Raw genomic sequence first — 15,033 nt, forward strand, 5'->3', positions numbered from 1 at the left:
CACCGTCGAGCCAGGGTTTCAAGCCGCGCCGCCGGGGTCGGGCCGCGCGGGACGTCGGGGGGCAGTTGCATGGCGGCGGACACGGGCGAGGTCCGGGACGGGGCGGAGCGGCGCGAGCCGCCGCCGATCCGCCGCCCGGACGAGCGCCCCGCGACCGAGATCATCGGGGTGACCCCGTTCGGCCGTCCCGCGGCCCGGCTGGCCGTGGCGGTCGCGCGGGCGGGCGGGCTCGGCGTGCTCGACCTCGGCAGGGACCGCGCGGCGGCGCTCGCCGCGCTCGCCGACGTGCGCCGCTGGTGGAGGGGGCCGTTCGGCGTCCGCGTCCCGGCGGACTGCGAGGTCCGCCCGGCGGAGCTGCCCGACACGGTCGAGGCGGTGCTGGTCGACGCGCCCGCCCTGATCCGCGACGACTCGCTGGACGTCGCCGGGTTCGCCCGGGGCAGGCGGCTGCTGATCGAGGTCGTCGACCCCGGGGAGGCCGCCGCGGCGCTGCCCGTCGCCCAGGGGCTCACCGGGACCGGCGGGACGGGCCTGATCACGCGCGGCTGCGAGGCGGGCGGCCGGGTCGGCGAGCTGACGGCGTTCGTGCTGCTCCAGTGCCTCGCCGCCGATCCCGCCGTGGACGTCCCGGTGTACGCGGCGGGCGGGATCGGCCCGCACACGGCCGGGGCGGCGGTGGCGGGGGGAGCGGCCGGTGTCGTCCTGGACGCGCAGCTCGCGCTCGTCCGGGAGATGGACCTGCCCGCGCCCGTCGTCGCCGCGCTCACCGCGATGGACGGCGGCGAGACGGCGGTCGTCGACGGCCACCGCGTGTACGCGCGCCCCGGCCTGCCGGGCGAGGAGGGCCTGCCCGTCGGGCAGGACGGCCCGCTCGCGGCGTCGCTCGCGGCGCGGTACAAGACCGCCGGGGGAGTGGTCCAGGCCGTCCGGAACGAGATCGTCGAGCACCTCGCCGCCGCCGTCAGGGCCGCGCCGCTCGCGCCCCGGCCGGGCGCCGCGCCGCCGGTCGTCCAGGGGCCCATGACGCAGGTCAGCGACGATCCGGGGTTCGCGGAGGCGGTGGCGCGCGCGGGCGGGCTGCCGTTCCTCGCGCTGGCGCTGAAGGACGGCGACCGGGTGCGGGAGCTGCTCGCCGAGACCGCCGACCGGCTCGGGACGCTCCCGTGGGGGGTCGGCGTCCTCGGCTTCGCGCCGCGGGAGGTCCGGGAGGCGCAGCTCGCGGCGGTCCGCGCGGCGGCGCCGCCGTTCGCGGTGGTCGCGGGCGGCGGCCCGGCGCAGGCGGCGCCGCTGGAGGACGCCGGGATCAGCACGTTCCTGCACGTCCCGGCGCCGGAGCTGCTGGAGCGGTTCCTGGCCGAGGGCGCCCGCCGGTTCGTCTTCGAGGGGCAGGAGTGCGGTGGGCACGTCGGTCCGCGCGCGAGCTTCCCCCTCTGGGAGGCGCAGGTCGAGCGGCTCATGGGGTTCGGCGGCGACGCGGCGGAGCTGTCGGTGATGTTCGCGGGCGGGATCCACGACGCGCGGTCCGCCGCGATGGTCGCGGCGCTGGCGGGGCCGCTGGCCGCGCGGGGCGCCGAGATCCGCGTGCTGATGGGCACCGCGTACCTGTTCACCGCCGAGGCGGTCGAGGCGGGCGCGATCCTGCCCGGCTACCAGGACGCCGCCGTCGAGTGCGCCGGGACGGCGCTGCTGGAGACCTCCCCCGGGCACGCGACCCGCTGCGCCCGCACCCCCTACGTCATCGCGTTCGAGGAGGCCCGCCGCGAGCTGACGGCGGTGGGCATGCCGAAGCGGGAGGTGTGGCGGCGGCTGGAGGAGCTGAACCTCGGCCGGCTCCGCGTCGCCAGCAAGGGGCTGCGCCGCCGCCCGTCCCTGCCGGACCCGCAGCCGGTCGGGCCCGCCGAGCAGCGCGCCGAGGGCCTGTTCATGATCGGCCAGGTCGCGGCGCTGCGCTCGGCCCGCACCGCGGTCGCGGACCTGCACGCCGAGGTCACCGAGGGCGCGACCGCGCTGCTGGCCGCCCGCGCCGCCGAGCTCGGGATCCCGGCCGACCCCGCGGCCGCCCCTGCCCGGCCCGCCGACATCGCGATCGTCGGGATGGCCTGCGTGTTCCCCGGCGCGCCCGACGCGGGCGCCTACTGGGCGAACATCGTGGGCGGCGTCGACTCGGTCACCGAGGTCCCCGCCGGGCGCTGGGACGCCGGGCTGTACTTCGGCCCCGCCGAGGACGGCCGGACCCCGTCGCGGTGGGGCGGTTTCATCCCGGACGTCCCCTTCGACGCCCTCGCCTACGGGATCCCGCCGAACGCGCTCGGCAGCGTCGAACCCGTCCAGCTGCTCGCGCTGGAGGTCGCCTCCCGCGCGCTGCGGGACGCCGGGTACGCCGACCGCCCGTTCGACCGGTCCCGCGCGTCGGTGTACTTCGGCGCGGACGGCGCGGGCGACCTCGCCGCCGCCTACGGCATCCGCGCGACGCTCCCGTCCTACCTGGGGGAGGTGCCGCCCGGCCTGGACGAGCAGCTCCCGCGCCCGACCGAGGACTCCTTCCCCGGCGTGCTCACCAACGTGATCGCCGGGCGGATCGCCAACCGGCTCGACCTCGGCGGCGCGAACTACACCGTCGACGCCGCCTGCGCCGCGTCCCTGGCCGCGCTCGACGCCGCCTGCAAGGACCTCGCGGCGGGCGGCAGCGACCTGGTGCTGTGCGGCGGCGCCGACCTGCACAACGGCATCCGCGACTACCTGCTGTTCGCCTCCGTCCGGGCGCTGTCGCCCTCGGGGCGCTGCGCGGCCTTCGACGCCTCCGCCGACGGGATCGCGCTCGGCGAGGGCGTCGCGTGCGTCGCGCTGAAGCGCCTCGCCGACGCCGAACGCGACGGCGACCGGGTCTACGCGGTGGTCAGGTCGGTCGCCGGGTCCAGCGACGGGCGCTCGCTCGGCCTCACCGCGCCCCGCGCGCGGGGGCAGCGCCTCGCGCTGGAGCGCGCGTACGAGCGGGCGGGGGTGGCGCCGTCGGGGGTCGGGCTCGTCGAGGCGCACGGCACCGGCACCGAGGTCGGCGACCGCACCGAGCTGGACACGCTCGCCGCGGCGTTCGCCGGGGCGGCGCCCGGCAGCGTCACGCTCGGCTCGGTCAAGTCGCAGATCGGGCACACCAAGTGCGCCGCCGGGCTCGCGGGCCTGATCAAGACCGCGTACGCGCTGCACACCGGCGTGCTGCCGGGGACGCTGCACCTGGAGCGCCCGAACGAGGCGTGGGACCCCGCGGGCCCCTTCGCCTTCGGCCGGACGGCCCGTCCCTGGCCCGCCGCGCCCGGCGACCGGTACGCCGGGGTCAGCGGGTTCGGGTTCGGCGGCGCCAACTTCCACGCCGTGCTGTCGGGCTACGACGGCGCGCCCGAGCCCCTGTCGGGGCTGGCCGAGTGGCCCGCCGAGCTGTTCCTGGTCCGCGGCGAGGACCGGGACGCCGCCCGCGCCGAGATCGACCGGATCCGCGCGCTGCCCGGGAGCCTGCGCGCGCGGGCCCGCGCCTGCGCGTCCGGGGAGGGGCGCGTCCAGGTCGCGCTGGTCGCCACCGGCCCGGACGACCTCGCGGACAAGCTCGACGCCGCCGCCGGGTTCCGCGCCGCGCCCGGGGTGTTCGTCGCGTCGGGCGAGCCGGTGCCGCCCTCGCGGGTCGCGTTCCTGTTCCCGGGGCAGGGCAGCCAGCGGCCGGACATGCTCGCCGACCTCTTCGTCGCCTTCCCCCGCCTCCAGCGCCTGCTGCGCCTCGGCGGCGGCCGGTACGCGGCCGCGATGTTCCCGCCCGCCGCCTTCACCCCGGACGGGGAGCGCCGCCGCCGGGACGCGCTGACCGACACGCGCGTCGCGCAGCCCGCGCTCGGCATCGCCGGGCTGGCCGTGCACCGCCTGCTCGCCTCCGTCGGCGTGCGCCCCGGCCTCGCCGCCGGGCACAGCTACGGCGAACTGGCCGCGCTCTGCGCCGCCGGTGTCTTCGACGAGGACGGCCTGGTCGAGCTGAGCGCCGCGCGCGCCGAGGCCGTGCTGCGCGCGGCGGGGCCCGAGCCGGGCGCGATGGCGGCCGTGGCCGCGTCGCTGCGCGAGGTCCGCGAGGCGATCACGGGCGTCTCCGAGATCGTCATCGCCAACCACAACGCGCCCCGGCAGGTGGTGGTGTCCGGCACCGAGGCGGGCCTCGAACGCGCGCTCGCCGTGCTGGCCGAACGCGGTGTGCGCGCCGAGCGCGTGCCCGTCGCGTGCGCGTTCCACAGCCCGCTCGTCGCCCCGGCCGCCGCCGCGTTCCGCGCCGACCTCGCCGCCCGCGACCCGCGCCCGCCCGCGTTCCCCGTCTGGTCCAACACGACCGCCGCGCCGCACGAGGGCGACCCGGCCGACCTCGCCGCGACGCTCGCCGGGCAGCTCGCCGCGCCGGTCCGCTTCGTCGAGCAGATCGAGGCGATGCACGCGGCGGGGGCGCGGGTGTTCGTCGAGGCCGGCCCGGGGCGCGTGCTGACCGGCCTCGTCGGCGCGATCCTGGACGGCCGCCCGCACACCGCCGTCAGCTGCGACGTCCCCGGCGAGCGGGGGCTGCGCCGGTTCCTGCTCGCGCTCGCGGAGCTGGCCGCCGCCGGGGTGCCGGTCGACCCGCTGCCCCTGTTCGCCGGACGCGACGCCCCCGCCCCGCCCGAGGAGCCCGGGTGGCTGGTGAACGGCCATCTCGTCCGCACCGCCGACGGCGGCTACCCCGACGGCGCGCTCCGCCCCGCCCGGCGCGTCGGAGCCCAGCGTGTCACAGGAGGAACGATGAGCGAACGCCCGGAACCCGGCTCGGAGGCCGCCGTCCTGGAGTTCCTGCGCGCGGGCCGCGAGATGGTCGCCGCGCAGCGCGAGGTGGTGCTGCGCCACCTCGGCTCGCCCGGGGCCGCGCCGCCGCCCCCGCCCCCGGCCCCGCCGGTGCCCTCGCCGCGCGCTCCCCGGCCCGTTCCGCGGGACGAGGCGCCGGCGCCCGACGTCCGCGCGTCGGTGCTGTCGGTGATCGGCGCCCGGACCGGCTACCCGGAGTCGATGCTCGGCGACGACCTCGACCTGGAGGCCGATCTGTCCATCGACTCCATCAAGCGCTCCGTCATCGCCGCCGAGCTGGCCGAGCGCGTCGGCCTCGCCGCCGACGAGGCGACGCTGGAGCAGCTCGCGCGGATCACCACGATCGGCGGGATCGTGCGCCGGCTGCGGGCCGACCTGACGTCCCGTCCCGGCCTCTACCAGGCGCCGCGCCGCCGCGTCCCGGTGCCGGGCACGCCCAAGCCGGGCACGCATGTGGGCACGTCGGCGCTGTCGGGCCCCGCGCCCCTGGAGGAGGCCCCGGCGGGCGGCGAGGGTCTGGTGCGGCAGGTCGTGCGGACCGTCCCGCTGGAGCCGCTGGCCGTGCCGGACGGGGCGGGCACGGCGTTCGCCGGGCGCCGGTTCCTCATCGTGGACGACGGCCGCGGCATCGCACTGGAGCTGGCCGACCTGCTGGAGCGGCACGGCGCGCAGGTGCGGACGCCGCCGACCCTGGCCGCGGAAGGCGACGCGGAAGGCGACGCGGGGGGTGACGCGGCGGATGAGGAGGCGTGCGACGGGCTCGTCCACCTCGCGGCGCTGCGGCCCGGCGCGACGGCGGTGCTGCCGTCCGCCTACGAGGGGATCCGGCGGGCGCTCGCCGGCGGCCTGCGCTGGCTGGTCGTCGCGAGCGGCGCGGGCGGCGGGTTCGGGCAGGGCCGGGAGGGCGGGCCGGTGGGCGACCCGGTGCCGGGCGCGGGCCTGCGGGGTCTCGCGCGGACCGTCGCGCGGGAGTACCCGGAGACGCTCGTCCGCGCCGTGGACGTCGACACCAAGGACACGCCCAAGGCGATCGCGGAGCGGATCCTCGCCGAGATGTCGCACGCGGAGCAGCCGGTCGTGGTCGGGCACGAGGGGGACGCGCGGCGGGGCCTCACGGTCGTGCGGGCCGACCTCGCGGGAGCGCCGGTCACCGGGCTCGGCCCGGACGGCGTCGTGCTGCTCACCGGGGGAGCCCGGGGCATCACCGCGCGGGTGGCGCGCGCGCTCGCCGCGACGAGCGGCTGCCACATCGAGGTCATGGGGCGCACCGAGGAGGCCGAGCCCGCCTTCGCGGACCTGGCGGACGAGGCCGCGCTGCGGAAGGCGCTCGTCGCGCGCGGCGGGCGCACCCCGGCGCAGGTCGAGGCGACGGTCCGGCGGGTGCTGGCCGAGCGGGAGGTCCGCCGGAACCTGGAGGCGCTGCGCGCGGACGCGGCGTCCGTCCGGTACCACGCGGGCGACGTCCGCGACCCGGGGGCGGTGCGCGACGTCGTCGAGCGGGTGTATCTGCGGCACGGCCGCCTGGACGGGGTCGTGCACGGCGCGGGGCTCGTCGACGACCGGCTCGTCCGCGACAAGGAGCCCGGCTCGTTCGAGCGCGTCTACCGGACGAAGGTGGACGGCGCGTGCGCGCTCGCGGCGGCCGTCCGCCCCGACGTGGGGTTCTTCGTCGTGTTCGGCAGCGTCGCGGGCGTGCACGGCAACCGGGGGCAGGCCGACTACGCGGCGGCCAACGACGCGTGCGACACGCTCGCCCACGTATGGCGGACGCGGCTGAAAGGCCGGGTCCTCGTCGCCGACTGGGGGCCGTGGGCGGGCGGCGGGATGGTGTCGCCGGAGCTGGCGCGCGAGTACGCGCGGCGCGGCGTCGGGCTGATCGACCCCGACGCCGGGACGGCCGCGCTGCTGCGGGAGATCGCGCACGGCGACGAGACGCAGGTCGTGTTCACCGGGACGGCCGCTCCGGCCCCGACCTCCCGCGCGCCCTGGAACGGGACGGCCCGGTGATCGACAAGCGGGAGCCGATCGCGATCGTCGGCGCCGGGGCGGTGTTCCCCGGCGCCGGGTCGGCGGCCGAGCTGTGGCGGGGCGTGCTGGCCGGGTTCGACGCGATCACCGACGTCCCGGCGGGGCGGTGGGATCCCGCGCTGTACTACGACCCGGCGGCCTACGGGCGGGCGCCGCAGAGCGACCGCTTCTACTGCCGGCGCGGCGGGTTCGTCGACGAGCTGGCCACCTTCGACCCCGCGCGGTTCGGGATCATGCCCGCGTCGGTGCGGGGCATGGAGCCCGACCAGCTCCTCGCGCTGCGGACGGCGGGCGAGGCGATCGCGGACGCGGGCGGCGACGAGCGGCTGCCCGACCGGGAGCGGATCGGCGTGGTGATCGGGCGCGGCGGCTACATCACGCCGGGCGTCGCGCGGTTCGACCAGCGGGTCCGCACGTCGCACCAGCTCGCGGGGGTCCTCGCGGAGCTGCTGCCGGGCCTCGCGCGGGAGCGGCTGGAGGAGATCCGCCGCGCGTTCTGCGACCGGCTCGGGCCCGACGACCCGGACGCCTCGATCGGGCTCGTGCCGAGTTTCGCCGCGTCCCGCATCGCGAACCGCTTCGACCTGCGCGGCCCCGCCTACACGCTGGACGCGGCGTGCGCGTCCTCGCTGCTCGCGGTGGAGCACGCGGTGCGGGCGCTGCGCGGCGGGCACGCGGACGCGATGCTCGCGGGCGCCGTCCACCACGCCCACCACGCGACCGTGTGGAGCGTCTTCAGCCAGCTCAGGGCGCTGAGCCCGACCGGCACCATCCGCCCGTTCGACCGCGCCGCCGACGGGACGCTGCTCGCCGAGGGCACCGGCGTCGTGCTGCTCAAGCGGCTGTCGGACGCGGTCCGCGCGGGCGACCGGATCCACGCGGTGATCCTCGGCACCGGGTCCTCCAGCGACGGGCGCGCCTCCAGCATCATGAGCCCGCTGGTGGACGGCCAGGTCCTCGCGGTCGAGCGCGCCTGGCGGGACGCCGGCCTGCACCCGGCCGCGCCGGGCGCGGTGGGGCTGGTCGAGGCGCACGGCACCGCGACCCCGGCGGGCGACGAGGCGGAGCTGGCGACGCTGCGCCGCGTGTTCGGCACCGCCGGCCCGCCGATCGGGCTCGGCACCGTCAAGTCGATGATCGGGCACGCGATGCCCGCCGCCGGGATCGCGGGGCTGATCAAGGCGGCGTTCGCGCTGCGCGACGGCGTCCTCCCGCCGACCCTGCACGCGAGCGACCCGCATCCCGCGCTGGAGGGCGGGCGGCTGCGGCTCGTCCGGGAGGCGGCGGAATGGGCCCGCCTGCGGGACGCGCCGCGCAGGGCCGTCGTCAACGCCTTCGGGTTCGGCGGCGCCAACGCGCACGTGATCCTGGAGGAGCCGCCCTCGACCCGGGCGCCCCGCCGGCTGCGGCCGCCCGACGCGGAGGAGGGCGTGCTGCGGCTCGCGGCCCGCACGACCGACGAGCTGGCCGAGCTGCTCGCCGTGCCCGACGAGCGGCTGCTCGCGCGGCTGCCCGAGGTCGTCCCCGACCTGCCGGTCCGGCTGGCGATCGTCGGGCCGACCCCGCGCCGCCTCGACCTCGCGCGCGCCGTCGTGCAGCGCGGGACGGCCTGGCGCGGCCGCAGCGACGTGTGGTTCGCGCCGCGCCCGCTGCTGGCGGGCGGCGGGCGGCTGGCGTTCCTGTTCCCCGGCTTCGAGCCCGCCTTCGACCCCCGGGTGGACGACGTCGCCCGGCACTTCGGGCTGCCGCGGTTCGTCCCGACCGGCCGCACCGACATGATCGGCCACGCCGCCGACGTGATGGGCGTCGGGCGGCTGCTGGCCGCCGCGCTCGCCGAACTGGGCGTCGAGCCCGACGTCGCGGCCGGGCACAGCCTCGGCGAGTGGACCGCGATGACCGTCGCGGGGGTGTACGACGCGGACGCGGTGGAGGCGTTCGCCGCGTCCCTCGACGGCGACGCCGGCGAGGCCCCCGACCTGGTGTACGCGGCGCTGGGCTGCGGCGCCGACCAGGCGCAGGAGGCGATCGGCGGGCGGCCCGGCGTCCACGTCAGCCACGACAACTGCCCGCACCAGTCGGTGGTGTGCGGCCCGGCGGGCGAGGTGCGGGAGATCCTCGGGCGGCTCGCGGCCGAGGGCGTCCTCGGGCGGGAGCTGCCGTTCCGGACCGGGTTCCACACCCCGGCCGCCGAGGTCTACGGGGAGCGGGTGCGGCGGTCGTTCGAGGCGCTGCCGGTCCGCGCGCCGCGCGTGCCGCTGTGGTCGGCGACGACGGTGGCGCCGTTCCCGTCCTCGCCCGAGGCGGTGCGGGCGCTGGTCGCCGCGCACCTGCTGGAGCCCGTGCGGTTCAGCGAGCTGATCGAGGAGCTGTACGGCGCCGCGCACGTGCGGGCGTTCGTCCAGGTCGGGCCGGGCAGCCTCACCGGGTTCGTCGGCGACCGGCTCGGCGCGCGCGAGCACCTCGCGATCGCGGTGAACGTGCCGAAGCGCGACGGGATGGCGCAGCTCCGCCGGGTCGTGGCGGCGCTGTGGGCCGAGGGGTACGGCGCGTCCCCGGCGCCGCCCGAGCCCGCCGGGGGGATGCGGCTCGACCTCGGCACCCCGCTGGTGCGGCTGGACGGCGCGGTCCCGCCGATCGGCACCGGCTCGGGCGTCCCGCCGCTGCCGGACGGCGACCCCGTCATCGCGGAGCTGGAGGCGCTGCTCAACGACGCGACGTCCGGCGCGCAGACCGTGCTGGAGGCCCTCGGGAGCGGCGGGGGCGGCGGCCCCGCCCCCGGCGACCCGCCGCCCGACACGGCCGGGCTGGTCGTCTCGCGGGTGTTCTCGCTGGAGGCGATGCCGTTCCTCGCCGACCACTGCGTGTTCCCGCAGCCCCCCGACTGGCCCGACATGTCGGACCGGTTCCCGATCGTGCCGCTGGCGACGCTGCTGGAGGTGATGGCCGCGGCCGCCCGCGAGCTGCTGCCGGACCTGGTGGTCGTCGGCTTCGCCGACGTCCGCGCCGTCCGGTGGGTGGTGGCGGCGCCGCCGACCTGCGCCGACATCCGCGCGCACCTGGTCGAGGACGACGGCGGCCCGCGCCGGGTGAAGGTCGTCATCCCCGGCCACACCGACGGGACGGTCCTGCTCGACGCGTCCCACCCCATGCCGCCGACCCCCGACCGGACACCGCTGACCGGCGAGGGCCCGCCCGTCGTCACCGCCGACCGGCTGTACGAGGAACGCTGGATGTTCCACGGCCCGCTGTTCCGCGGCGTCACCGAGATCACGGCGCTCGCGCAGGACGGCCTGCGCGGCGTCCTCAGCGTCCTGCCCACGCCCGGCGCGCTCCTGGACAGCGCCGGGCAGCTGTGCGGGCACTGGATCCAGGTCTACGGCGAGGACGACCAGACCGTCTTCCCCGTGGGCATCGAGCGGCTCTCCCTGTACGGGCCCCTGCCGCCCGAGGGCGAGCGGCTGAGGACGACCGTCTGGAACCTGACCCTGACCGAGACCACCATGCGCTGCGCGGTCGAGATGGTCCGCCCCGACGGGAGCCTGTGGGCGCGCGTCGACGGCTGGACGACGCACCGCTTCTACACCGACGAGGCCGTCTGGCGGATGCGGTTCACGCCCGAGGTGTCCGGCACCGGGGAGCCGCAGGAGGGCGGCTGGTGCCTGGCCCGCCGGCACTGGGACGGCGCCGCGTCCCGCGACCTGCTCATGCGCCAGTACCTGTGCGCCGCCGAACGCGCCGAGTACGAGGCGCTGCCCTCGTTCGCGCAGGGGCCGTGGCTGCTCGGCCGGATCGCCGCCAAGGACGCCGTCCGCGACCACCTCTGGCGCGCCGGCCACGGGCCGCTGTTCCCCGCCGAGCTGACCGTCCGGGACGGCGGCCCGCACCGCCCCACCGTCACCGGGCCGATGGGCGAGCCGCTGACGCTGTCGATCGCCTGCGACGGCGACCTCGGCGCCGCGATCGTCCGGCCGGGCGGGGAACCGGCGGGCATCGGCCTCGCCGACCTGTCAGGGGGCGTGGAGAACGCGCAGGTCCGCGCGGCGAAGCAGGCCGTGCTGCACTACCTGCCCGCGGGCCGGGACCGGCCCGACCTGGTCGTGACGGCGGTCGAGCCCGGCCGGGTGCTGGTCGCGGGCGACGGCACCGTCACCACCGTGCCGACCCGCGAGCTGGACGGTCACGTCGTCGCCTGGACGGCGGCCTCCGGAGGCACCGACATGGAGGAGAGCAGAGCATGAGCGACGTGCTGGACGAGGTCGTCCGGATGCTGACCGAGGTGGTGGGCGAGGACTTCCTCCTGGACGTGGAGGTCGGCCCCGACACCACGTTCGGCGACGAGCTGGCCCTGGAGAGCATCGAGTTCGTGGCGCTCGTCGAGCTGCTCAGGGAGCGCTACACGGGCGTCGACTTCCCGGCCTTCATCGCCGCGCTCGACATCGACCGGATCGTGGCCCTGACGGTCGGCGACGTCGTCGCCCACATCGAGGCCGCCCATGCCTGAGGTCACCGCGCCACCCGAGGCCACCGCGCCACCCGAGGCCACCGCGCCGCCGGAGGCCCTCGCGCGGTCTGAGGTCCTCGCGCGGTCTGAGGCCGCCGCGCGGTCTGAGGTCCTCGCGCGGTCTGAGGCCGTCGCGCGGTCTGAGGCCCTCGCGCGGTCTGAGGCCCTCGCGCGGTCCGAGGTCGTCGCGCGCGGTGTCCGCTTCCACGTGCGGACGATGGGCCCGGACGACCCCGGCGCGCCCGTCGTCGTGTTCGTCCACGGGCTCGTCCGCGACAACCTGTCGAGCTTCTACTGCACGCTCGCCTGCCCCGTCGCGGCGGCCGGGGCGCGCGCCGTCCTGTACGACCTGCGCGGGCACGGCCTCACCGAGTGCCCGCCCACCGGGTACGGGCCCGCCGACGCCGTCGCCGACCTGCTCGCCCTCCTCGACGCGCTCGGCCACACCGCGCCGGTGCACCTGGTGGCCAACAGCTGGGGCGGCGCCGTCGCGCTCAACGCCGCCCTGACCGCCCCAGACCGGGTCGCGGGGCTCGCGCTGATCGAGGCGCACGGACCGTCCGAGCGTCCCGCCGAGTGGAACGAGGGCCTGCTCAACACGCTCGGGGAGTTCGCGCTGATGCTGGAGCACGACCGTCCCGCCGAGCGGTTCCGCGCGCTCGGCTGGCGGCGCAGCGGGCGGTTCGCCGCGACCGCCGGAGCCCTGATCAACGGCACGACCCTGCTGGAGGACCTCGCCGCGGCGGGGCCCCTCGGCCCCGCCGACCTGGCCGCCCTCGCCTGCCCGGTCCTCGCCGTCTACGGCGAGCACTCGGACCTGCTGGAGGCCGGGCGGCTGCTGCCGCGCTCCGTCCCCGGCTGCGCGCTCCACGTCATGCCCGGCTGCGCCCACGACGTTCTGCAGGACAGGACGGCCGAGCTCCTGGAGGTCCTCCTGCCGTGGCTGGCCCACCACGCGGGCACCCGCGTGCCCGGCGGCGGGGGAGCGCGATGAGCCCGCGCCGCGTCCAGGTGCCGTCCCTGCTCGGCGACCGGCCGCTTCCGCAGGCCGCGCGCGGGAAGCGGCCCGAGCGGCGGTTCCTGTTCGCCGTCCCGCCGCTCACCGGGCACGTCAACCCGACCGTGGCGGTGGCGGCCGAGCTGGTCCGGCGCGGCCACAAGGTCGCCTGGACGGGCCACCGCACCACCCTCGAACCCCTCCTGCGCGCCGGGTCCCGGATCTTCACCTCGGTCGACCCCGGCTTCGCCGCCCGGCTGCCCGCGCTCCGCGAGGCGTGGCTGAAGCTGCGCGGCCCCGCCGCGTTCCGCTTCCTCTGGGAGGAGTTCGTCGTCCCCCTCGGGCACGCGATGACGCCCGGCGTCGGCACCGCCATCGACCGCTTCCGCGCCGACGTCGTCGTCGCCGACCAGCTCGTGCTCGCCGCGCCCGTCGCGGCCCGGCTCCGCGAGCTGCCCTGGGCGACGTCGGCGACCACCTCCGCCGAGCTGGCCCGGCCGCTGGCGGGCATGCCGAGGATCGAGGAGTGGGTGCGCGACCAGATCGGCGCGTTCCAGGGCGCCCACGGCGTGCAGGGCCCGCCGGACCCGCGCTTCTCCGACCACCTCGTGCTGGTCTTCTCGACCGCCGCGCTGGTCGGCGACACCTCGCCGTTCCCCGGCCACTTCGCCTTCGTCGGCCCCGCCCTCGGCCGCCCCTCCGCGAGCGCCTTCCCCTGGGACTGGCTGGACGGCCGGCCCGCCGTCCTGATCTCCCTCGGCACGATCAACGGGCCGTCCGGCGAGCGGTTCTTCCAGGTCGCCGCCGACGCCGTCCGGGGGCTGGACGCGCAGGCCGTCATCGCCGGGCCGGCCGGGCTCGCCGACGTGCCGGGCAACGTGCTCGTCCGCGACCACGTCCCGCAGCTCAAGCTGCTCGAACGGCTCTCGGCCGTCGTCTGCCACGGCGGGCACAACACCGTCTGCGAGACGCTCTCGCACGGGCTGCCGCTGGTGGTCGCGCCGATCCGCGACGATCAGCCGATCATCGCGCGGCAGGTCGAGGCGGCGGGCGCGGGGATCCCGGTCCGGTTCTCCCGCGTCCGCGCCGCCGAACTGCGCGCCGCGCTGGAGACCGTCCTCGCCGACGGGCCGCACCGGGCCGCCGCGCGCCGCGTCCGCGACTCCTTCGCCGCCGCCGGGGGCGCCGCCGAGGCGGCCGACCGGCTGGAGAGGCTCGCGTGACCTGGCTGCCCCTGCTGGTGGCGGCCGTGCTCCTCGCCGACGCCGCGCGCCTGCGCCGCCGCGTCGCCGCCCTGCGGGTGCTGCCCACGCCGCCGCCCCGCGCGCCGCTGCGCTGGGACGGCGCCCTCGGCGCCGGGGCGCTGGTCGTCGCCGAGGGAGCCGTACTGTCGGCGCAGACCCGGCGGGCCGCCCTGGCCCACGGCCGCGACCTGCGGCGGCTCGACCTGATCCCGGCGGACCTGCCGGTCGTCCGCGCGCTCGACCTCGCCCGCGCCCCGCACGACCCGGGGTTCGCGAGCGTCGTCGGGGGCGGCCCGGGCCCGGCCGACCGGGTCGTCGTGCCCTGCCACCTGACCCCGCGCGCGCACGCGTGCCGGGGGCGCGCGGCGTCCCTGCGGGCGGCGGGCCTGTCCCCCGGCCGGACGGTCGCCCGCTCGGTGTGCACGCTCGCGGCCGTGCTGGCGTCCCTGCCGGCGTCGCTGCCCACCGACTGGGGCGCGGTCGCCGTCGTCGCCTACTGCGCCGTCCCGTACGTCGTCTTCTGCGGGACGCCGCTGTCGCCCCGGGACCTGCACCGCATGGCGCTGCTGCGTCCCGTCCTGACCCCGTGGACGTGGTGGCGGACGCTCGCCGAGGGCCTCCCGCTCGGGCACGCCCGCCGTCCGGCCAGGGAGAAGGCGTGACCGGCCCGGCGGCGCCCCCGGACCTGTGGGTGGTCGGGTACGTCTTCGAGCAGGTCTTCGGCCGCGCGCCGGAGACCGTCCAGCGCGTCCCCGCGACCCTCGCCCTCCTGGACGGCTGGACGGTGACGCTCCCCTGGGGAGCGGTCGCAGCCGCCCACCGCACCGACGACGGCTCCGTCTCGCTGTACTCCATGAACCACTACCGCATGGCCCCGGTTTCGGACATGCCGGAATGGGCGGCCGAGGCGAGCGCCGCTCTCGCCGCGTTCGCGACGCCCGCCCCTGGGACGCGCCTTCTCCTCAACCGCGAACTGCCCGCCGCGTTGGGCCTCCTCAACGGCGACGAAACCGTCCAGGCGACCACGAGGGCCCTCAACGACCTCCACGGCCGGACGAACCCGCCGCTCACGCCCCCCGAGCCCGCCGGCCCGGACCAGCGCCTGCTGATCATCGTCCTCCCGCCGGGCCCGTCCGGCGCTCCGCTCCCCGCCCCGCGACGCGCCTGTGGGGATCATCCGCTCACCGGCGCCCACACCTTCGGTGATCCGCTCCGGGACCTCGCGCTGACGACGGCCCTGGAGGCGGGCGCCCTCGGCGGCCGCTCGATAGGCGCCTGCGTGGTGGTTATAACCCCCGTCTCCGCCGTTCCCCGAATACGCGCGGCCGTTACCGCGCGCCTTCCGGATCCGCCCCGATATCTGACGGCACCCCTCTGACCTCCGCCTATTTCTGTATTCTGCA

The 15,033-nt window shown here is 77.9% G+C and carries 7 protein-coding genes; all 7 read left to right on the plus strand.

All coding sequences use genetic code 11. The features are described from left to right. Positions 1–69: 69 nt before the first annotated feature. The 7 genes from KLI87_RS23590 to KLI87_RS23620 are packed head-to-tail and all read left to right on the plus strand — an operon-like array spanning position 70 to position 15,008. Entirely contained in the window at positions 70–6,867 is a 6,798-nt protein-coding gene (locus KLI87_RS23590) for a type I polyketide synthase (protein WP_214618728.1), read from the plus strand. Continuing rightward, positions 6,864–11,126, plus strand: a complete 4,263-nt coding sequence (locus KLI87_RS23595; protein WP_214618729.1) for a beta-ketoacyl synthase N-terminal-like domain-containing protein — start codon at positions 6,864–6,866, stop codon at positions 11,124–11,126. The genes KLI87_RS23590 and KLI87_RS23595 overlap by 4 nt, the downstream gene beginning before the upstream one ends. Next, positions 11,123–11,389: a hypothetical protein gene (locus KLI87_RS23600; protein ID WP_214618730.1), complete on the plus strand. Its 267-nt coding sequence runs from the start codon at positions 11,123–11,125 to the stop codon at positions 11,387–11,389. The genes KLI87_RS23595 and KLI87_RS23600 overlap by 4 nt, the downstream gene beginning before the upstream one ends. Further along, positions 11,382–12,383 carry an alpha/beta fold hydrolase gene (locus tag KLI87_RS23605; RefSeq protein ID WP_214618731.1) on the plus strand — a complete coding sequence of 334 codons (1,002 nt, stop codon included), beginning with the start codon at positions 11,382–11,384 and terminating at the stop codon, positions 12,381–12,383. The genes KLI87_RS23600 and KLI87_RS23605 overlap by 8 nt, the downstream gene beginning before the upstream one ends. Beyond that, positions 12,380–13,609 carry a glycosyltransferase gene (locus KLI87_RS23610; RefSeq protein ID WP_214618732.1) on the plus strand — a complete coding sequence of 410 codons (1,230 nt, stop codon included), beginning with the start codon at positions 12,380–12,382 and terminating at the stop codon, positions 13,607–13,609. Before KLI87_RS23605 ends, KLI87_RS23610 begins: the two co-directional genes overlap by 4 nt. After that, positions 13,606–14,292, plus strand: a complete 687-nt coding sequence (locus KLI87_RS23615) for a hypothetical protein (RefSeq protein WP_214618733.1) — start codon at positions 13,606–13,608, stop codon at positions 14,290–14,292. Before KLI87_RS23610 ends, KLI87_RS23615 begins: the two co-directional genes overlap by 4 nt. Continuing rightward, on the plus strand, positions 14,289–15,008 hold the full coding sequence (locus tag KLI87_RS23620; RefSeq protein WP_214618734.1) for a hypothetical protein: 720 nt from the start codon (positions 14,289–14,291) through the stop codon (positions 15,006–15,008). Before KLI87_RS23615 ends, KLI87_RS23620 begins: the two co-directional genes overlap by 4 nt. Positions 15,009–15,033: the final 25 nt, after the last annotated feature.

The organism is Actinomadura sp. NEAU-AAG7, assembly GCF_018603865.1.
GTDB lineage: Bacteria > Actinomycetota > Actinomycetes > Streptosporangiales > Streptosporangiaceae > Spirillospora > Spirillospora litoris.